Genomic DNA, 22,110 nt, shown 5'->3' with positions numbered 1-22,110 from the left:
ATATCACCTTGACGCTCACGTAATGGTGGAATGTTGATTTCTACCGTGCTTAAACGATAGTATAGATCTTCGCGAAAACGCTCTTTTTTAATGGCTTCAAACATATTTACATTGGTAGCCGCAACAATACGTACATCTGTCTTTTGAACTTGTGATGAACCTACTTTTAAGAATTCACCGTTTTCAAGCACACGTAAAAGTCTTACTTGGGTGGTTAATGGTAACTCACCGACCTCATCTAAAAATATGGTACCACCATCGGCAACTTCAAAATAACCACTTCTTGTTTGTGTAGCACCTGTAAAAGCACCTTTTTCATGTCCAAAAAGTTCACTGTCAATAGTGCCTTCGGGAATAGCGCCACAGTTAACGGCAATATATTTTGCATGTTTTCTATGAGAAAGAGAATGAATGATTTTAGGAATAGACTCTTTTCCAACACCACTTTCACCTGTTACCAGAACAGAAATGTCTGTTGCGGCAACTTGCATTGCTTTTTCTAGCGCACGATTTAATTTTGGGTCTTGCCCAATAATTTCAAAACGTTGTTTTATGCTTTGTATACTTTCCATATAAAATGGCTACTATAAAGTTAGTTATTGTCAGAATACCCAACTGCAACACCTTTTAGAGTAGCAGAAGTGCAATCGTTAATTTGTACGTTTACAAAGTCGCCCACCTTGTAATTTTCTTTTGGGAACACCACTACGGTACTTTGGCTATTTCTCCCCATCCATTCCTCATTAGATTTTTTTGAGGTTCCTTCAATTAAGACCTCTTGTACCTTGCCAACATGTTTTTCGGTTCTATATTGACAGTGGCTTCTCTGTAAGGCAATAATTTCAGAAAGGCGTCTCTTTTTTGTAGCCTCTGGTACATCATCTTCCATTTTTCTACCGGCCATAGTGCCCGGTCTTTCTGAATATGCGTACATATAGCCGAAATCATATTTTACATGTTCTAAGGCTCTAAGCGTAGCGGCGTGGTCTTCTTCTGTTTCTGTAGGGAAACCCGTTATGATATCTTGAGAAATAGAGCAGCCGGGTAGAATTTTTCTAATTTCATCCGTCAGTTCAAAATACTCTTCAATAGTGTGTAGACGATTCATTTCCTTTAAAATGCGATTACTACCGCTTTGTACAGGTAAATGTATGTGGTTACAGATATTCTTGTGCTTGGCCATGGTTCTAATCACGTCCAAGGTCATGTCTTGCGGGTTAGATGTTGAAAACCGAATACGCATTTTAGGATTTGCCAATGCTACCATTTCTAATAATTTAGAAAAATTGGTTGCGGTTGCTTTTTGCATATCCGTAGCGTTTACAAAATTTTTCTTCAATCCGCCGCCATACCATAGGTAACTGTCTACATTTTGCCCAAGTAGTGTAATCTCTTTAAATCCTTTTTCAGAAAGTTCGCTGATCTCTGCTAAAATAGATTGTGGGTCTCTACTACGTTCGCGACCTCTTGTAAAAGGTACAACGCAAAATGTACACATATTATCACAACCTCTGGTAATAGAAACAAATGCGGTTACCCCGTTCGTATTTAATCGTACGGGCGCAATATCGCCGTAAGTTTCATCTTTTGATAAAATTACGTTCACTGCATCTCTACCAGAATCTACTTCTTTAATTAAATTGGGTAAATCTTTATAGGCATCTGGCCCTACGACCATATCCACTATTTTTTCCTCGTCTAAAAGTTTGTCTTTCAGGCGTTCTGCCATACAGCCAAGAACACCAACCTTTAAATGCGGTCTAGATTTTTTAACCTTATTATATTCGGTTAATCTTTTGCGAATGGTCTGTTCTGCTTTATCACGAATAGAACATGTGTTTACAAGTACTAAATCAGCATCTTCTAACGTTTGGGTGGTGTTAAAACCTTCGGTCGCTAAGATAGATGCAACAATCTCACTGTCGGCAAAGTTCATGGCGCAACCGTAACTCTCTATGTAAAGGTTACGCTTGTTCATCTCTTTACCTTCAGCTACCAAAGTTGTGCCTTGCACATTTTCGTCTATGGTTTTCTCCATTTTGTAATACGTTGCAATAAAATATTTTGGATGGCAAAGATACTATTATAATCAAAAATATGACAAGATGACATGATTATTTAGGGTTTGTTTAGGCTTTGCACATTAAAATTATTTAGATTTATCACCAATTATAACCACCATACTTATGAACTTAGAAAACTTAACACAACACATTAAAACGAAACCAGATTTAGATTTTGGTACCATTTTCAGTAGGTCAATAGAACTATTTAAAAAAGTATGGTTGCAGGGCTTTATCATTTTGCTCTTGACCTTCGTTCTAATGCTGCCGTTTTATATTGTTTTGTATATACCTATGATTGCTTTGGGTATAACAGATCCAGATTCGCTCCAGCATAATGAATTGCCGCCTATGGCCGCTATTGCTATGACTATTCTTATGCCGGTTTTTATAATAGGGGTAACTACATTTGCTTTGGCATTAAATGCCGCATTTCTAAAAATATGTAGAGAAAAAGATCTAGGAAAAGAATCTAGTGATGACTACTTCTTTTTCTTTAAAGAAGGGCGTTTAGGTAAGGTGTTCATTCTTGCTTTGTATACATTTGGGCTCTCCATTGCAGGGGCTATGGCATGCGGTGTGGGTATGTTCTATGTTATAGTACCGGTTTCGTTAATCCCTGCATTTTTGGCTTTCTCAAATCATTTGTCTCCATTGGAAATGGTGAAGGCTAGCTTTACGCTAGGTAATAAAAACTGGTTGGTCATATTTGGTTTAATACTGGTTTCTGCCTTTGTTGCACAACTTGGCTTTATTTTGTGTTGTGTAGGTGTCTTATTTACTGCTATGTTAGGTAAAGTTCCTGTGTATTATATGTATAAAGATGGTGTAGGTTTCAATGAAGTGGAAGAAATTTCAAGCTATTGATAACACAACTTTTATGTTTTTTTTATTTTTCAGGTAAGTCTAAGCCTGCTATTCAAAAAACTTAATTTTATGAATAAAAAAAGGGAAGCTAAACTTGCTTCCCTTTTTTATTTATTATTGCTCGGTAGATATCATTTTTATATCATCTTGTTCAACTTTTAAGTTGATGATTTCAGTTTGTTTATCAATGAGCTTATTTAAATTGTTAATCTCAACATTAAGTTCATTTGCAATTTCCTTAAAGAATTGTTTAGCTTGTTGTGTAGGTGGATAATCGCCTCTTTGTGAATCTGCTAAAAGAAAAGCTAATCTATTGTTAATGCGTATACCATAATTTAAAGGGTCTTGTCTACTTTGATTTTTAGTCATGTGTATATTGTTTTCAATGATAGAAAGGTCATCTTCATAAATTTTAATTAATTCCTGAATGTCTAAGTTATCCGTTGTTTTCTCTTTTAGATATTTTAAATCTTTTTGAATATTTCTTATTTTGATAATAGCTTCATTTGATTTGCTTACCTGGTCACGAACGTCAATTAAAAAATTAAATTGGTCTTTGTAATCGTTTTGTGTGTTTGGTAGCCTTGGGTCTTTTATAATTTCAAATTCTTGCTCCTTTGAGATGCCATTGATTGTAAGTTTTACTTTGTAAGTCCCTGGTACTGCTTTAGGGCCTTTATTTGGAGAGGAATAAAATATCATTCCTTTAAATTCTTTATAACCAGGGTAACGCATGTTCCATACTAAATTATTTCCACCGACCTTTGCTTTTAAAGGTTTTACGGCGACAGGGTTTAATTTGTCTGCTTTAGTATTAGTGGAAAAACTTTGGATTAAAGTTCCGTCTTTTTCTAGGATATCAATTTGGACTGTATCCTTTTCTTGGAATTTGTTTAGTGTATAATTGATGATAACACCGTCAGGATGATTTTTGCCTACCAGTTTCGGATTAGGGTCAGACCAGCTGCTATTTTGCTGCATTCTGTAAGAGCTGTTTGGTTTGTAAAGATAAAAATCACTTTCAGCCACATCATTCGTCAACTGGTGTAGAGGCGTAATATCGTCAATTATCCAAAAACTTCTACCGTGGGTTGCTACAATTAAGTTATTGTCTCTTACGTGTAAATCTCTAATGGCAGTAATTGGTAGGTTCAGTTGAAAGGGTTTCCAGGATAAACCATCATCGAATGAGATATACATTCCCCATTCCGTGCCAGCATACAAGAGTCCTTCTCTGGTAAGGTCTGTTCGAATTACCCTTGTGTAGAAATTATCTTTGATTCCGTTAGTAATCAATGTCCAGCTTTCGCCATAATTTTCAGTTTTGTATAGATATGGGGTGTAATCTCCAAATTTATAAGCTGTTGCGGCAACATAAACGGTGCCTTTGTGAAATGGACTAGGATCTATAGAATTGATCATATTTAATTTAGGAGATAAGGATAAGGGTGGAGTTACATTATTCCAGGTTTCTCCATTATCTCTTGTAACGTGAATTAGACCGTCATCACTACCTGTCCAAATAACGTTGTTTTCTAATCTCGATTCTGAAATCACAAAAATGTTAGAATAAAATTCTGCTCCGGTGTTATCTTGGGTAATTGGTCCTCCAGATGATGCTATGGTTTCAGGTAGAGCTCTGGTTAGGTCAGGTGAAATAGTTTTCCAAGATTGACCTTCATCAGTAGTTACGTGTAAAAAATTAGAACCAGCAAATAGTTTGTTAGAGTTATGTCTACTAAAAGTCACTGGGTAATTCCAGTTAAATCTATATTTCATAACTTCAGCTCCAGAGCCTGCTGGGTTATCGGGCCAAACATTAGTTGATCTAGCCTGACCCGTTGTGTGATCTAAACGATTCATATACCCTTTGTAAGTGCCGCCGTAAACCACTTGGTTGTTTTTTGGATCAGGAGCTAAATGTGCGCTTTCTCCACCAGCAGTAGGCTCCCAGTCTTTTTCTGTGATGGAAGCGTTAGATGTTCTATGAGAAATACGTAGAGCGGTATTGTCTTGCTGAGCTCCATAAATACGATAAGGAAAAATACTGTCTGTAGCTATACGGTAAAATTGTGCCGTAGGTTGGTTGTGATATGTACTCCAATTATTACCGCCATCATTTGATATCTGAGCACCTCCATCATCGGCAATGACCATTCGGTTATTATTGTTTGGGTCGATCCAAAGATCGTGATGATCTCCGTGAGGTGCATTTTTTAGAGTAAACGTGTTTCCGCCATCCGTAGATACACCATAGCTCACATTCATTACATAAAGTTTGTCTATATTTTCAGTGTCGGCATAAATTCTTGTATAATACCAAGCACGTTGACGTAGGGCTCTGTTTTCATTTATTTTTTTCCAAGTTACCCCAGCATCATCTGATCGAAACAATCCACCGTTTTCAGCTTCGATAAGTGCCCAAACTCGGTTTGAGTCTAATGGGGAAATTGTAATTCCTACGATACCCCAAGGAAATCCTGGTAGTCCGGATTTTGTTGAGATGTCATTCCAAGTATCGCCGCCATCAATACTTTTAAATAACTTACTGTCGGCACCACCACTATCCATTCTATACCCGTTCCTTTTCATTTCCCAGGTAGATGCATATAATATTCTGCTGTTATTTGGGTCTAGAATTAAATCGCCTGCACCGGCCTTATCACTTACATAAAGCACTTTTTCCCAGTTAGAGCCGCCGTCTTTAGAACGGAAAACACCTCTCATCTCGTTTGGTTTCCATAAATTTCCTATTGCGGCAACATACACCAAATCTGGATTTTTAGGGTGAATTCTAATTCGTGAAATATGTTCAGAATCTTTTAGTCCTATAAATGACCATGTTTCTCCTGCGTCCATGCTTTTCCACAATCCTTTACCTGAAGAAACATTTCCACGAAGAGTTTGTTCTCCTTCACCTACATATATAATGTTAGGGTCAGATTCAGAAACTGCAATAGCACCAATAGAACCTCCAAAATATCCATCAGAGATACATTGCCAACTATTACCTGCATCGGTTGTTTTCCATACACCTCCGCCGGCAGTACCCATGTAATATAGATTAGGGTTTTTAGTCACACCTGTAACCGTGCCGGATCTTCCTCCTCTAAAAGGTCCAATAGAACGGTATTCCATTCCATCATAAAGAGATTCTTTATAATCTATAGATTTTTTTTTGCGTTGAGCTACTGTACTTGAAATTGAAAATAAAAAGAGAATGGAGACGAAGGTGGTTAATAATAATTTGTTCATTTTAAGTTGTGATTGTGTTAGTTGATTTAAAAGTAGAAATTTTTAATAGCTAGGATCTATATACTTTATAAAATCTTAATATTTATATTAAATTCTTAATTTTAAAGGGTTGCCAGTGTGGATTTTAAGTAGAAATTAAAATCTTGAAATTCCAAAGTTTAATTTTTAGTATACATTTGTAGGTATAAACAAGGTTGATGGCGAAAAATTTAGTAATTGTTGAGTCTCCTGCGAAGGCCAAAACTATAGAGAAGTTTTTGGGAAAAGATTTTAAGGTTGAATCGAGCTTTGGTCACATTGCAGATTTACCTTCAAAGGAGCTAGGAGTAGATGTTGAAGGGGATTTTACACCGAAGTATATAGTTGATAAAGACAAGCAGGCTTTAGTGAAAAAGCTTAAAAGTCTAGCGAATAAAGCAGAAACTATATGGCTAGCGAGTGATGAGGATCGAGAGGGAGAGGCTATTTCTTGGCACTTGGCCGAAGAGTTAGGTTTAGACAAGAAGAAAACAAAACGTATTGTTTTCAACTCAGTTACAAAAGCAGCTATTCAAAAAGCAATTGAGAACCCAAGAGAAATTAATTTCAATCTTGTTAATGCACAGCAGGCTAGACGGGTTTTAGATCGTTTGGTGGGGTATCAATTATCACCTGTGCTTTGGAAAAAAATTAAACCGGGTCTTTCTGCCGGTCGTGTTCAGTCAGTAGCCGTAAGGTTAATTGTAGAGCGAGAAAGAGATATTGAAGGGTTTGAGCCACAGGCTTCATTTAAGATTGCGGCCGAATTTAAAACTGAAGCGGGAAGCATTTTTTCAGCTAAGTTGAATAAAACCTTTTCAACAGAAGAAGAGGCAAAAGCATTTTTAGAAAAGAATAAAGCTGCTGATTTTTCAGTAAGTAAGTTAGATAAGAAGCCGGCCAAGAAATCGCCATCTGCACCGTTTACCACTTCAACATTACAACAAGAAGCATCAAGAAAATTATATTTTTCTGTAGGTAGAACCATGCAAGTAGCTCAACGTTTATATGAAGCAGGTTTAATAACCTACATGAGAACGGATAGTGTCAACCTTTCTAATGAGGCATTGGCATCTGCTAAAGAAGCTATTGAAAAAAACTACGGTAAAGAATATAGCGAAACACGAAACTTTAAAGGAAAGTCTAAAGGAGCTCAAGAGGCACACGAAGCCATTAGACCTACAGATATGGGTAATCAATCTCCATCATTGGAGCGCGATCAATCTAAATTATACGACCTAATATGGAAACGTACCGTTGCATCTCAAATGAGCGATGCACAATTGGAACGTACCAATGTCAGAATTAAGGCGAACAAACATACAGAAGAATTTACGGCAAACGGTGAGGTAATAAAGTTTGATGGTTTCTTGAAAGTTTACATGGAAGGTGTAGATGATGAAGATGTTGCCGAAGAACAAGAAGGTATGTTGCCGGCAATGAAGCAGGGTGAGCCTTTGTTGAATAACTTTATTTCAGCGACAGAACGTTTTACAAGAGCTCCATATAGATTTACTGAAGCTTCTTTAGTTAAGAAATTAGAAGAGTTGGGTATTGGTAGACCGTCTACGTATGCGCCTACAATTTCTACTATTCTTAATAGAGGCTACGTTGAAAAAGGTACTGTTGAAGGTACTGAGCGTAAATATCAGCAATTGATATTAGAATCTGATGTAATAGAAACTAAGAACCTAACTGAGAATGTTGGGTCAGATAAAGGTAAAATGGTACCAACGGATATTGGTATGATCGTTACCGATTTCTTGGTAAGTAATTTTGCCAATATATTAGATTACAATTTTACCGCTCAGGTAGAAGAGGATTTTGATGAGATAGCTTCAGGTGATGAAGATTGGAAGAAAATGATGAAAGAGTTCTATAAAGACTTTCATCCTAATGTAGTAGATGTAGAAGAAAATGCAGACCGTGCCAGTGGCGAAAGAATATTAGGTAAAGATCCTAAGTCTGGAAAACAAGTATCTGTGCGTTTAGGTAGATTTGGACCAATGGTACAAATTGGTACTGTAGATGACGAGGAGAAACCAACATTTGCAAGTTTGTTGCCAGAACAATCTTTAAATACCATTACTTACGAAGAGGCAATGGATCTTTTTAAGCTTCCTAGAAAATTAGGAGTGTATGAAGGAGAAGAAGTATTGGCCAATGTAGGTAGATTTGGACCTTATGTAAAATTCGGAGAAAAATTTATTTCTATGGATAAAGGCGAAAGCGCTTTTGAAATTGAAATGGATAGAGCAATAGAGCTAATTGTAGCTAAGCAGAAGGCCGATGCCCCAATTGCCATGTACGAAGATTTGGAAGTTACAAAAGGTACAGGTAGATTTGGACCGTTCATTAAATGGAACGGTATGTTTATAAACGTGAACAAAAAGTACGATTTTGATAACTTATCAAATGATGACATTATAGAACTTATCGAAATCAAAAAGCAAAAAGAGATTGACAAGGTTATTCATAACTGGGAAGAAGAAGGCATTCGTATAGAAAAAGCTAGATGGGGTCGCCACAATGTTATAAAAGGCAAGATTAAAGTAGAATTGGCTAAAACTGTCGATGTAGTTAGTATGTCTTTAGAAGAAGCCCAAAAGTTGATCGAGGCAAAGACGCCGAAGAAAAAAGCTCCAAAGAAAAAGGCAAAAGCTAAACCTAAAACAAAAAAGTAATTTAATTTTAGGTCAAAAGATTAGTGTAGTATTTTTATGATTTCTAAAAACCTTTAATAAATGGCCTTTGATTTTCTAGTTCCGGTGTCGGATAAAGTTTTAGCTCACAATGAGTTGTTACCTAGTCAGGCTATTGGTAAAAACACCTATATACATACCGAAAATGATGGTTTGCCGGTTTTGGCAAACGCCACGGTAGCAATTGTAGGGGTAAGGGAGTCAAGAAATGCTTATGAAAAGAAGCATGAGAAGTTAGATGTCTCTGCTATACGATTACAATTCTACAAACTTCTAGTAGGTAACTGGAATGCTACTATAGTAGATTTAGGTGATATAGAGGAAGGCGCTACCGTAAATGACACCTATTTTGTGGTCAAAGAGGTGGTTGCCGGGTTGTTAGAAGAAGATATTATACCTATAATTTTAGGGGCAACACAAGATATTACATATCCTGCTTACCGCGCCTTTGACGGTGTTAGAGATATGATCAACCTGGTAGCAATAGATAGCAGGTTTGATTTCGGAATAGAAGATGAGCTTATTTCGTCACATTCTTATATGAGTAAAATCATAACCGATAAGCCTAATAATCTATTTAATTTTTCAAATATTGGCTATCAGAGTTATTTTAATGCCCAAGAAGAAATAGATTTAATGGAGCGTTTATTTTTTGACGCATATAGACTTGGAGAAGTTGCAAATGATATTTCTTTGGCAGAACCAGTGCTTAGAAATGCACATATGGTCAGTTTAGACTTAAGATCTGTTAAGGCAAGCGAAATATCTTTATCCGCAAATTTTTCTCCGAACGGATTTAATGGTAGAGAGATCTGTGCTATTTCTAGATATGCCGGAATAAGCGATAAAGTATCAGTATTCGGCTTGTATGAAATGGAGAACACCGTACAGTCGCAACAGCTGATAGCTCAGATAATATGGTACTTCATAGAAGGTATCAATTTTAGAATTAAAGAATCTCCATATACCAAAACAGATGACTTTGTAAAGTATAATGTACCTAGCGAAGATGAAGAATTGGTGTTCTACAAAAGTTTATTAACAGAAAGATGGTGGACAGAAGTCCCATCTATTTTCTCTTCACATACTAAAGGCCATACACCTGCGTTATTACCTTGCACCGAGAAGGATTATTTAGATGCATGTAATCAACAAATTCCTGAAAGGTGGTTTAAGGCCTATAAGAAAGGCTTTAATTAACATTATTTTTTTAAAGCATTAAAAGACTTTAATACAATATTTTATATAAAACCTAGTTTTAGTTGTTAGAATAAATTATTGTATTCTGAGTTTAACCATAATCGAAATTTAACCTAAAGTATGAAGAAGCTATTGTTATCCTCTATAGCGTTTGTTTTTTTACTCACAAGTTGTGGGTCTAAGCAGAAAGGTGAGCTAACTGGAGTCCAGGGAAAAAAATGGTATCCGGAAAAACCATATGGAATGGAACTTATCCCAAGGGGTTCTTTCATAATGGGTAAGAGTGAAGAAGACCAAGGAAAATTATTGAATGCGCCGACCAAGACGGTTACGGTACGTTCTTTTTACATGGATGATACCGAAATCACGAATAGTGAGTATCGTCAGTTTGTAGAATGGGTAAAGGATTCTATCGTTAGAACCAAACTAGCCATTTTAGCTGATGAATTAGGTATTGGTCCAGAAGAAGGAGGTATTGGTGACTATGCTTTTAAAGATGCAGATACTACAAGAGCATCTGTATACGATAAGTATATGTTGGACAATTACTCAGGTATGGGTGAAACGGGTTACGAAGGTAGAGCGTTGAGCAAAGATGAAGACCTAGTTTGGAACACATCAGATTATCCAGATGAGTATTATACAGAAATTATGGATTCTATCTATCTATCTGAAGAAGAGTCGTATAACGGTCAACGTACTATTGATGTTAAGACATTAAAGTATAAGTATAGCTGGATGGATATTGAGGCAGCTGCACGTGCTTCTGTAAAAGGAAACAAGAGCCGTAAAGACTTTATTCGTACAGAAGAAGTTGAGATATACCCAGATACAACAGTTTGGATTAGAGATTTCTCTTATTCTTACAACGAACCAATGCACAATGATTATTTCTGGCATGATGCATATAGCGAATATCCGGTAGTAGGTATCAGCTGGCAACAAGCGAAAGCATTCTGTAACTGGAGAACGAAATTTAAAAACGATGATAATAAGAGTCGTGGTAGACAATTTGTTAATCAATTTAGATTACCAACAGAAGCTGAATGGGAATATGCTGCAAGAGGTGGTATCGAAGGTGGTACGTACCCATGGGGTGGACCATATGTAATTAGTGATACGGGTTGTTTTATGGCAAACTTTAAGCCACAACGTGGAGATTATGCTGCAGATGCTGCTTTATATACAGTAGAAGCGAAATCTTACGAGCCTAATGACTTTAATATGTACAATATGGCTGGTAACGTATCTGAGTGGACAAATTCAAGTTACGATCCAAGTGCATACGATTATGTATCAACAATGAACCCTAACGGTGGAGATCAATCTAATACTAGGAAAGTTATTAGAGGTGGTTCCTGGAAAGATGTAGCTTACTTTTTGCAAGTAAGTACAAGAGATTACGAATACGCTGATTCGGCACGTAGTTACATAGGTTTCAGAACAGTACAAGATTATATGGGTGAGGAAGACTCAACACAATAAATAACAATATTAATAGTTTTATAATAAATTCAAATTCATTTTTTTAACCAAATCTTTTTTATTAAACCTTAAATTAAATTAAACATGGCACAGTCAAAATCCACAAAAAAATTATTTAACATGGCCTACGGGCTTGGAGCATCAGTCGTAATTATTGGTGCATTATTTAAAATTCTTCACTGGGAGTTAGGACCATTAAATGGTGGTATTCTTTTAGCGATAGGTCTTATTACAGAAGCATTAATTTTTGCGATCAGTGCATTTGAACCAGTAGATGACGATTTAGACTGGGCATTAGTATACCCAGAATTAGCTGGCGGTGAAAGTAAAGCACCCAAGAAAGCACAAGCTGCAACAGAAGTAAAAGAAGCTGAGGCGTCTTTATCTAAGAAATTAGATGATTTATTAAAAGAAGCTGGTGTAGACGCAAGTCTTATGGAAAGCTTAGGTTCAAGCATTAAAAACTTTGAAGGTGCTGCTAAAGGTATCGCTCCAACAGTTGATGCAATGGAATCTACTAAGAAATATTCAAGTGAAATGGTTCAAGCTGCTTCTCAAATGGAGTCTTTGAACAGTCTTTATAAAGTACAATTAGAAAGTGCTAGCAAACAAGCTTCAGTTAATGAAGAAGTTGTTCAAAATGCAAGTGCACTTAAAGATCAAATGGCATCTTTGTCTACAAACCTTTCTTCATTGAATGGTGTATATGGTGGTATGTTATCTGCAATGAGCAAAAACTAGTTTGGATTTTTACCAACCCGAATCAATTATTAATAAAAATCTAAATTAAAAATCCATGGCAGGAGGAAAACAATCACCACGTCAGAAGATGGTCAACTTAATGTATTTGATCTTCATCGCAATGTTGGCGTTAAACATGAGTAAAGAAGTATTAGCCGCATTCGGTATTATGAATGAAAAGCTAGAGACTTCTAACCAAAAGACAACTGCAAGTAACGATGCGTTCTTGGAAAGTCTTGGAACTAAAGCATCTGAAGATGCTGCAAAGTATGACAAGTTATATAAGAATGCTCAGCAGATCAAAGCAATGTCTCAAGAGTATTATGATTACTTAGAAGGACTTAAGACAGGTATGATGGAAGGGATCGAAGATCCTAAAGATTATGCTCGTATGGATATGGCAGATTACTTAGATCAGAAATTATTTCAAGGTGAAACTTTATCTGAAGACGGTAAAAAGTTCATGAGTAACCTAACCGGTTATAGAGATCAAGTTGCTGCAATAGTACCAGCTGCTTTAAAGCAATCAGTTATCGATCGTTTCCAAACAGGAGATGAAAATGGTAAAGTTGAAAAAAGAGACGGTACTAAACAAGACTGGATCAACTATCATTATGAAGGGTATCCTTTAGTAGCATCTTTAGCAAAATTAACTCAGTTACAAGCTGATGTTAAAATAACAGAAGAAGCAGCTTTGAAATCTATGTTGGCAGGAGAGTTGACTGAACAAGTTTCTTTAAAGAACTTTGCTACATCTCTTTTAGCTAGTAAATCTGCATACTATTCAGGTGAAAAGTATGATGGTAAAATCATCATCAGTAAAACTGATAACTCTTCTACTCCGGTAAGAGCTGAGTTAACGTTAGATGGTAGAAAATTATCAGAAGGTTCTGATTATAAATTAGAAGCTGGTGGGGTAAAAATGTTGATTGGTTCTGGTTCTGCTGGTGATCATGAAGTAAAAGGTACTATCTACTTTAAGCAAGACGGTGAAGAAATTCCTGTTGAGGTTAAAAATTCTTTTGCGACAATATCTAAGCCTAATGCTGCTTTGATTGCTGCTGATAAAATGAACGTAGTATATAGAGGTGTTGCTAACCCAATGTCTATCTCTATACCAGGTATACCAAATAATAAGGTAAGAGCATCTGCTCCAGGTCTTAAATCTGTAAGCGGTAGTAAGTATGTAATGACTCCAGGTACTGGAAGAAACGTTACTATTACAGCTTCAGGTACATTACCAGATGGTCAGTCTGTATCTTCTAAATCTGAATTCAGAATTAAAGATATTCCAAGACCAGAAGGTTCTGTAAGTAAGCAAACAGGTAGCCTTAAACTTCCAAAAAGGAATGTTGAAATAGCTACTATAGGTGCTGGTTTAGAAGATTTTGATTTTGATTTAAACCTAGCGGTAAGCGGATTTAAATTTAAAGTGCCAGGTCAACCAACTGTTTCTGTTAGAGGAAACAAAATGAATGCTAAGGCTAAACAAGCTTTATCACGTGCTAAAAGAGGAGATATCGTTCAAATATTTGATATCGAAGCTTATATCACAAACAATAAGAGTTACAAGTTGAAGAAAGTATCTCCAGTAGTTGTGGAGATTACAAACTAAATAAATAGGATGATACCAGGTAAGTCCTTTGGTCTTGCCTGGTTAATTTTAAAGTGAAACAAACATGAATTGGAAAAATGTTTTAGTAATGGGAGCGGTAACGATGTTACCTTTATCAATGATGGCCCAAGCAAACGTATTGAATGCAAAGAAACCAGATGAGGTTGGTATTCGTACAGAAGCACAGAAAGCCGTCGATAACGATGCTCCATTAGAATATGGTTATGTAGATGATAGGGACATCCTTTGGTCTAAAACTTTATGGGAGACCGTAGATTTAGATGAGAGAGTTAATTTCCCATTATATTATCCAACAGATACCATGGATATTGGACCAGATAGAAGGTCTTTATACCATGTTCTAGTTAAAAATTTAAAAAGCGGAAAATTAGATACTTATACAGATTCTTATTTTACGCAAAAAAGAACTTTTAGCGATTTAAAAGACGCCTTGCAAATGGTTGATACTCTAGATTATGGGTATGAGCAAATGAATGCAGGTGAAGCTGTGTCTGAAGAGTATATTACTCGTAGAACTATTTCTGCAGCCGACATTGAAGAATATCATATTAAAGGAATATGGTATTTTGATAAAAGACAGGGAGAATTGAAATACCGTCTTTTAGGTATTGCTCCAGTTGCTCCAGATGTAAATTTTATGGATGATGAAAATCCTGATATGGTAGAGCTTTTCTGGGTATGGTATCCAGATGCGCGTGAAATGTTACATGAAGCGAAGCTTTTTAATTCACAGAATTCAGCACAACCTATTTCTTTTGACATGTTGTTGAATGCAAGAAGATTCAATGCTGTTATCTATAAAGAGGATAATGTTCAGGGCGATAGAAATATTGATGACTATATTTCAGATAATGCTCTGTTCCAATTATTGGAAGCAAAACGAATTAAAGAAACAATTAGAGATAAGGAACAAGACATGTGGGCTTACTAAGCTTACTGAAAATCCAATTCACATAAAAAAAAGACCCAATTGAAAGATTGGGTCTTTTGTTTTTATAATATGTTTTAGTCAATTGTCATTACATTTGTGTCATGGTAGACTTTATAGTGGTAGGGTTAGGTTTAGCGGGTACCGCATTTTGTGAAACTTTGCGTAAAAACAATAATACTTTTATTGTTTTTAATGATCGATCGCAAACATCTTCTCGCGTTGCCGGCGGATTGTATAATCCTGTTATTTTAAAACGATTTACACTTTCCTGGAGGGCTGACGAACAATTGCCAATAGCTACAGAATTTTATACACAATTAGAGCAGTTTTTGAATGTTAAGTTTGATGAAAAGTTGAACGTTCTACGAAAATTTGCTTCAATAGAAGAGCAGAACCTTTGGTTTGAAGCTGCTGACAAAGCGAAGCTTAAGCCGTATCTAGATACAAAATTGGTTAATAATGAAAATACGGAAATCAAAGTTCCTTTTCAATTCGGAAAAGTTCTGAAAACCGGTAGATTAAATACCCAATTTCTTTTTGATAGTTATGAGGATTGGTTGAAAAAGGAAAATAAATTGAATTCTGATACATTTGATTATACCGAGCTTCAGATTGAGCAAGGTTTTGTGAAATACAAAAATGTCAAAGCGAAACATATTGTATTTACCGAGGGGTACGGAATGATGCAGAATCCGTACTTCAACTATCTGCCAATGCAAGGATCAAAAGGAGAGTATATAATAATCAAGGCTAAGACGTTAAATGAAATTCATATTATCAAATCGTCCATTTTTTTAATACCCCTTGGTGAGGATTTGTATAAAGTAGGGGCTACATATCATAGAAATGACAAGAACAATATAATTACAGAGGATGCTAAGAATGAGCTTATAGCAAAGCTTGAAACACTTTTGGGTTGCCCGTATGAAATAGTTGATCATGTGGCAGGTATGCGACCAACGGTTAAAGACAGAAGACCATTAGTAGGTAAGCATCCTAAATACAATAATTTATGGGTATTGAATGGTTTTGGTTCACATGGAATAACAATTGCACCATGGGCGGCAGAATTATTATATGATTGTATAGTTTCTAATGTACCGCTATTAGAAGAAATGGATATAGCTCGTTTTATTCCTGATTAAGAATTCTTAAGGTTTGTTTTTGCGTTAGCATCATATTTCACGAACATATTGATCCATATATTTCGAGATACTCTCATGATTACTGGCATGAATACGATAAGGGTTGCAATAATAGCGATAAATGCTTCTACAAGACTGGCATCTAGAAAAATGTTTGCGATTACAAAAGCAGCAACGGCAAAGGCAATTCCCACTCCGTAACTTACATACATGGCACCATAAAAGAAAGAAGGTTCAATCTTGTATTTTAGATCACAATGGCTACACCTTTCGTGCATTTTAAAGATTTTACCCATATGGTACGGATTTTTATCTAAATACATGCTTTCTTCGTGACATCTAGGACAACTTCCTGTTAAAATACTGTAGAGTTTGTTTCCTTTTTTTAACATTTGCAAAACTTTACACTAAGGTACGGTTTTATGATATTTTATATATCAAATATCTACTATAAGAAATACAATTGGCTTAAAAATAATTGATATTCATTATATCGGTTTTAAGTAATAAAGAAGAATTAGAATTTATGTTAAACGTTCACAACCTATCGGTCTCTTTTGGAGGAGAATATCTATTTGAAGAAATATCATTTCGTTTAAATGGGGGAAACAGAGTAGGACTAGTAGGTAAAAATGGAGCTGGAAAATCTACTTTATTAAAATTGTTGAATAAGGATATGCCCTTGGATACCGGAGTAATTGCGGTAGAAAAAGATATTAAAATTGGCTTTCTTAGACAAGATATAGATTTCGTTGAAGGGCGATCAGTTTTGGAAGAGGCGTATCAAGCTTTTGAAGAAATTAAGACTTTAGAATTAAAACTGGATGAGATTAATCATCAATTGGCAGAACGAACTGATTATGAATCCGATTCTTACAGCCAACTTATTGTAGATTTGAGTGATATTACCCAGCACTATGAAATTTTAGGGGGATACAATTATCAGGGTGAGACAGAAAAAATACTACAAGGTCTAGGTTTTAAAAGAGAAGATTTTGATAAAAAGACAGAGACTTTTTCCGGAGGTTGGCGTATGCGTATAGAACTTGCAAAATTGTTATTGCAAACTAATGACGTATTGTTACTTGATGAGCCTACCAACCACTTGGATATTGAATCTATTATTTGGTTTGAACAATTTTTGAACAATTATACGGGTGGTGTTGTTATAGTATCTCACGATAAAATGTTTTTGGACAATGTAACCAATAGAACCATTGAGATTTCTTTGGGTCGTATATACGATTATAATAAGCCCTATACTGAGTATTTGGTGCTTAGAAATGAAATTAAACAGCAGCAGGTAAATGCCCAAAAAAACCAAGAAAAAGAAATACAACAAGCAGAACGCTTAATAGAAAAGTTTAGGGCGAAGTCTACAAAAGCATCTATGGCACAATCATTAATCAAAAAATTGGATAAGATTGAACGCATTGAGGTAGATGAAGATGATAATAGTGTTATGAGTTTGCGTTTTCCTATTTCGGTTACGCCAGGTAAGGTCGTGGTAGAGATAGAAGAACTCTCAAAAGCATACGGAGATAATTTAGTGTTAAATGATATAAATTTACTTATTGAAAGGGATAGTAAAACCGCTTTTGTTGGTCAAAACGGTCAAGGTAAATCAACGTTAGCTAAAATTATAGTAGGCGACCTAAAGTATGAAGGTCACCTTAAGCTGGGTCATAATGTACAAATAGGATATTTTGCACAGAACCAAGCAGAGTATTTAGATGGCAATAAAACCATTTTAGATACTATGATAGATGCTGCCAATGAAAAGAATAGAAGTAAGGTTAGAGATATTTTAGGTTCATTTTTGTTTAGGGGCGATGAAGTTGATAAGTATGTAAAAGTACTTTCTGGTGGTGAGCGTAATCGTTTGGCTTTGGCGAAAATGTTATTACAGCCCTTTAATGTTTTGGTTATGGATGAGCCTACAAACCACCTGGATATTAAATCTAAAAATGTATTGAAACAAGCTTGTTTAAATTTTGAAGGTACATTGATATTGGTTTCTCACGATAGAGATTTTTTACAAGGGCTTACCAATAAAGTATACGAATTTAAAGATCAAAAAATTAGGGAATATTTAGGTGATGTAGATTATTATTTAGAGCAACGAAAAGTAGAAGATTTTAGGGCTATCGAAAAAAAACAGGCAGTAGTTACAAAAAAAGAAAAGCCTAAATCATCTAACTCCTTTCAAGATCAGAAAAAACTAAAAAGTTTAAAAAATCAATTAAGTTCGGTTGAAAGTAAAATTAGTTCACTTGAAAAAGAGATTAAAGATATTGATCACGAACTACTAGTAGATTACGATGCTACCATAGCAAAGCCTAATTTCTTTGATGGTTATGAAGCTAAAAAGAAGAAATTAGAGACGTTAATGCAGAATTGGGAAACTCTTACAATGGAAATTGACGAATTAGAGTAGACCAATTATTTTTGACCTACATTTTTGGTAGTTTCACAACATATTCAGCTCTTTTCACAACAAACAAGGGTCAGTCAACGATAAAATTTCATTTTTCGACGTTATTAGTTCAAATTTGTAGGAGAATTCCTAGTGTATTGAAATTGACAAACTACCATCAAATGAAAAAATTATATTATTTAAGTTTTAGCTTATTATTTCTGACAACTGTATGTTTTGCAGAAGTATCTAAAAAAGAAAAGAAAGCTTTAATAGACTTTTACGAAACATCAAATGGAAATCATTGGGTAAAGAAATGGGACTTAAAAGCTCCGGTTTCACAGTGGCATGGTGTTAAGGTTGAAAATGATAAAGTAGTAGAAATTAATCTGTTCCATAATAATTTAATGGGACCAATTTCTACACAAATAGGAGATTTAGAGAATCTTAAGGTGTTGAATCTAGCATTCAATTCATTAACGGGTGCATTGCCTGTAGAGATAACTAATCTATCTAATTTGAAAGTATTAAAGTTAGAAATGAATAGGTTGAATGGTGAGTTGCCAGAAGGAATAGGTAGCTTAATTCAATTAGAAGAGCTTTCGGCTTTCAATAATTTTTTTACAGGTGAAATTCCGGCTACAGTAGGTAACTTAACTGGACTAAAAGTTTTAAATCTTTCAAGCAATGAATTTCATGGTGATATACCCAGTTCACTAGGTGCATTATCTCAATTAGAAACTTTAGGTCTTTTTGAAAATAGATTAGAAGGAGCTATACCTAGAGATATGGGTAAGTTAAGTAAGTTGAAAGAATTAGTATTGGCAAATAATAGGCTTATAGGTGATATTCCTAATGAGTTTGCAGATTTGGCGAGTTTGGAAGTGTTTCAGATTCAGAACAACAATTTTAGTTCTTTTAAAGCTTTAGAATTTTTAGAGACTAAAGAATATTTAGTGTTTGATTATGATAAAGAAGATAAAAAGTTAGAATTTAAAGATATCAACTTCAGTAGGTCTAGAATGGCAGATACGAAGTTTGAAGATATAGAAGAGTAAGAGTAGTTTACACTTTTAGTTAGTTTGGTGAAAAAAAGAGATGTTGAATAGCATCTCTTTTTTGTTTTAAGTATTTTACTGTCAATACTGTATCATAAATGTTTTTTTTGCACGTTATAATAAAAGTACTTTTTACACCAGTATTGTTTACGGGCGGTATTGTATAGTAAATGGTATGAGTAAAATTCCCCAAAAACTTAATTTTTTCAGTATGAAAAATTTTATAACCTATTTCTGTTTGCTATTTGTTCTGTCTATTAGTTGTATTGTTAATGCTCAAATAGCATCAAGTGAAAAGCAGTACTTATTAGATTTCCATAAAAGTACCAATGGTGATCATTGGCAAAATAAATGGGATGTAAAAACAGATCCATCTACATGGTTTGGCGTAGAAGTTGAAGATGGTCATGTAACAGCATTAAAACTTTATCGTAATAATCTTACAGGGTCTATTCCTGCAGGAATATCAAATTTGTCACATTTAAAAACCTTGAACCTTGCTTTTAATATACTAGAGGGTAATTTGCCAAAAGATATATTTAAGTTAGAAAAGCTGTCTGTTATGCGTTTAGAGATGAATAAATTGACGGGCAAGATGCCACAAGATTATTCGAAAATGACGCAATTAGAAGAACTGTCTATTTTTAATAACTTATTGCAAGGTGAAATTCCAGGCGGAATAGGAGAGATGTCAAATTTAAAATCATTAAACCTTTCAAGTAACTATTTAGAAGGAAGCCTACCTACATCCATTGAAAAATTAGGTAAGTTAGAAAGACTTGAACTTTTTGGTAATAAACTAGCAGGCTCTATAGAAGTAGATTTAGGGCGTTTGGTAAATTTAAAAGAATTGATTCTTTCATATAATAAATTTGAAGGTGATTTACCTAGTGGTCTGGCAACGTTGAGTAATCTTGAGTTTGTGCAGTTGCAGGGTAACGATTTTAGATCATTAAATTCATTATTAAGAATGCAGAGTTCCAAGCTGGCTGTTTTTGATAGTGATGATGAATTTTTAAATATGAAATTTGGTGCAACAGAAGTTAATAAAATACGTGTTGTTGATACTAAATATGAAGATGTAAAACGAAACTAAATTAGATAGATAAAAAGGGATGCCAAGCATCCCTTTTTGTGCTTTAATCTTGCTCAGTTTAGACATTTTTTATGATTACTTTAACCATACGTGCTTTCCATGCCAGATATGTTTTTTTGTAGTTTCGCCAATGATTAATTGAAACACAAAATTTTTCAGTTAAAATCTAATTAAAGTTTAGGTTTTGTTTTAACAATATTTTGATTGTTTTAGTAGATAGTAAATGGTTTTTAGACGTTAACAATAAGTATTCTTTTGTAGATAACACCCCTAATAATAGTAGTAAAATAAGCTGAAAGAGTATCAAAGTCGTTTCACTACTGAATTTGGTCGTTTCATCTAATTTGCATAATCGTAAGGGACGTAAAAAAGTATTTTTGCCCCTGTGTTTTTTGAAATACGCTTATAAATTATAATAAAATGCGAAAAATTATTTTTACCGTACTAGGTATTTTGTTAATTGTAGTATCCTTTTTCTTGGCAGGATATATAATTGATAGTAAGAAAACATTTAAACCGAAATCAGAGAAAGTAGTGAAGACGGTTTTTACAGAGGTTGTTAAAAATGGTACGGTACCTATTGTTGTATCGGCAAATGGTAATTTAACTGCTAAGCAACGTGTAGAATTATATGCTGAAGTTCAGGGTGTATTCAAGAAAGGAAGTAAATTATTTAAAGAAGGTCAGGCTTTTCGTAAAGGAGAGACTATAATAAGTATAGATGCAAACGAGTATGCGGCAAGCGTACAATCTGCAAAAAGTGACCTCTTTAACCAGCTAACGGCTGTAATGCCAGATTTAAGATTAGATTATCCAGATATTTATGCTAAGTGGCAAGATTATCTTTCTAATTTCGATATGTCTAAAAGTACTCCTGCACTTCCAGAAATGACAACGGAGAAAGAAAAGTTTTTTATATCTGGTAGAGGTATTTTAACTAGTTACTATAATGTAAAAAATTTAGAGCAACGATTATCCAAGTATCGTATTATCGCACCATTTTCAGGTGTTCTTACCGAAACTTTGGTAACTGAAGGAACTTTGGTTAGATCAGGTCAGAAGTTAGGGGAGTTCATTAATACGGAAGTATATGAGCTAGAAGTTGCTGTTAGCAAACGATATACAGATTTATTGAAAGTAGGTGAATCTGTTGAGTTGACCAACTTAGATGATAACACAACGTATAAAGGTAAAGTGACTAGAATCAATGGAAGCATTGATCAGTTGACACAAACGGTAAATGCGTATATAGAAGTCGATGATAAGAACCTGAGAGAAGGTATGTACTTAGAAGCAGACTTAGATGCTAAAAAAGAGGAAAATGCTATTGAGGTAGATAGAGGCTTATTATTAGAAGGCAATAAGATTTTTGTAGTAAGAGACTCAGTGCTGGATATGATTGATGTAGAACCAGTTTATTTTTCGGATAAGCGCGTGGTACTTAAAAATGTACCTGATGGTGTAACTATAGTTTCAAAGCCTGTAAGCGGTGGTTTT

General features: G+C 34.9%; 16 protein-coding genes. 12 read left to right on the top strand and 4 right to left on the bottom strand.

Annotated elements, in window-relative coordinates; translation table 11 throughout:
* Together ABJI11_RS10245 and miaB are read right to left on the bottom strand one after the other, a co-directional pair.
* A partial coding sequence (locus ABJI11_RS10245) for a sigma-54 factor interaction domain-containing protein (RefSeq protein ID WP_348351818.1) occupies positions 1–572 on the bottom strand: 572 nt, incomplete at its 3' end.
* Positions 573–592: 20 nt separating this feature from the next.
* Complete coding sequence (gene miaB / locus ABJI11_RS10240; RefSeq protein ID WP_348351816.1) at positions 593–2,038, bottom strand: tRNA (N6-isopentenyl adenosine(37)-C2)-methylthiotransferase MiaB; 1,446 nt, start codon at positions 2,036–2,038, stop codon at positions 593–595.
* A 148-nt stretch (positions 2,039–2,186) separates the two neighbouring features.
* On the opposite strand from miaB, the gene ABJI11_RS10235 reads away from it, so the two are divergent.
* Entirely contained in the window at positions 2,187–2,930 is a 744-nt protein-coding gene (locus ABJI11_RS10235) for a hypothetical protein (RefSeq protein ID WP_348351814.1), read from the top strand.
* A 114-nt stretch (positions 2,931–3,044) separates the two neighbouring features.
* Here ABJI11_RS10235 and ABJI11_RS10230 read toward each other — a convergent pair whose 3' ends face one another.
* Positions 3,045–6,185 (bottom strand): glycosyl hydrolase, encoded by a 3,141-nt coding sequence (locus tag ABJI11_RS10230; protein ID WP_348351812.1) that lies wholly within the window; start codon positions 6,183–6,185, stop codon positions 3,045–3,047.
* Between the two features lie 197 nt (positions 6,186–6,382).
* On the opposite strand from ABJI11_RS10230, the gene topA reads away from it, so the two are divergent.
* From topA to ABJI11_RS10195, 7 genes are all read left to right on the top strand, one after another.
* Positions 6,383–8,887 (top strand): type I DNA topoisomerase, encoded by a 2,505-nt coding sequence (gene topA / locus ABJI11_RS10225; RefSeq protein WP_348351810.1) that lies wholly within the window; start codon positions 6,383–6,385, stop codon positions 8,885–8,887.
* A gap of 60 nt (positions 8,888–8,947) precedes the next feature.
* Positions 8,948–10,105 (top strand): formimidoylglutamase, encoded by a 1,158-nt coding sequence (locus ABJI11_RS10220; RefSeq protein WP_348351808.1) that lies wholly within the window; start codon positions 8,948–8,950, stop codon positions 10,103–10,105.
* Between the two features lie 120 nt (positions 10,106–10,225).
* Positions 10,226–11,590, top strand: coding sequence for a gliding motility lipoprotein GldK (gldK, locus tag ABJI11_RS10215; protein ID WP_348351806.1), 1,365 nt, complete (start codon positions 10,226–10,228; stop codon positions 11,588–11,590).
* A gap of 84 nt (positions 11,591–11,674) precedes the next feature.
* Positions 11,675–12,331, top strand: coding sequence for a gliding motility protein GldL (gene gldL, locus ABJI11_RS10210; RefSeq protein WP_036156763.1), 657 nt, complete (start codon positions 11,675–11,677; stop codon positions 12,329–12,331).
* A 55-nt stretch (positions 12,332–12,386) separates the two neighbouring features.
* Entirely contained in the window at positions 12,387–13,946 is a 1,560-nt protein-coding gene (gene gldM / locus ABJI11_RS10205; RefSeq protein ID WP_348351804.1) for a gliding motility protein GldM, read from the top strand.
* 64 nt (positions 13,947–14,010) lie between these two features.
* A complete protein-coding gene (gldN, locus tag ABJI11_RS10200) occupies positions 14,011–14,898 on the top strand; it encodes a gliding motility protein GldN (RefSeq protein ID WP_348351802.1) in 888 nt (295 codons plus the stop codon).
* Between the two features lie 101 nt (positions 14,899–14,999).
* The gene (locus tag ABJI11_RS10195) at positions 15,000–16,043 is read left to right on the top strand and encodes an FAD-binding oxidoreductase (RefSeq protein WP_348351800.1); all 1,044 of its coding nucleotides are present in this window, start codon (positions 15,000–15,002) and stop codon (positions 16,041–16,043) included.
* Here ABJI11_RS10195 and ABJI11_RS10190 read toward each other — a convergent pair.
* Complete coding sequence (locus ABJI11_RS10190; protein WP_348351798.1) at positions 16,040–16,435, bottom strand: DUF983 domain-containing protein; 396 nt, start codon at positions 16,433–16,435, stop codon at positions 16,040–16,042. The genes ABJI11_RS10195 and ABJI11_RS10190 overlap by 4 nt on opposite strands.
* A 134-nt stretch (positions 16,436–16,569) precedes the next feature.
* On the opposite strand from ABJI11_RS10190, the gene ABJI11_RS10185 reads away from it, so the two are divergent.
* From ABJI11_RS10185 to ABJI11_RS10170, 4 genes are all read left to right on the top strand, one after another.
* Entirely contained in the window at positions 16,570–18,480 is a 1,911-nt protein-coding gene (locus ABJI11_RS10185; protein ID WP_348351820.1) for an ABC-F family ATP-binding cassette domain-containing protein, read from the top strand.
* Between the two features lie 161 nt (positions 18,481–18,641).
* A complete protein-coding gene (locus tag ABJI11_RS10180) occupies positions 18,642–19,517 on the top strand; it encodes a hypothetical protein (RefSeq protein WP_348351797.1) in 876 nt (291 codons plus the stop codon).
* A gap of 211 nt (positions 19,518–19,728) precedes the next feature.
* Positions 19,729–20,613 carry a hypothetical protein gene (locus ABJI11_RS10175; RefSeq protein WP_348351795.1) on the top strand — a complete coding sequence of 295 codons (885 nt, stop codon included), beginning with the start codon at positions 19,729–19,731 and terminating at the stop codon, positions 20,611–20,613.
* Between the two features lie 420 nt (positions 20,614–21,033).
* On the top strand, positions 21,034–22,110 hold a 1,077-nt coding region (locus ABJI11_RS10170), incomplete at its 3' end, for an HlyD family efflux transporter periplasmic adaptor subunit (protein ID WP_348351793.1).

The sequence above is a fragment of the Maribacter sp. genome (assembly GCF_039968975.1).
Classification (GTDB): Bacteria; Bacteroidota; Bacteroidia; order Flavobacteriales; family Flavobacteriaceae; genus Maribacter.
The sequence above is the reverse complement of the archived record's forward strand: the minus strand, read 5'-3'. Positions and strand labels throughout refer to the sequence as shown.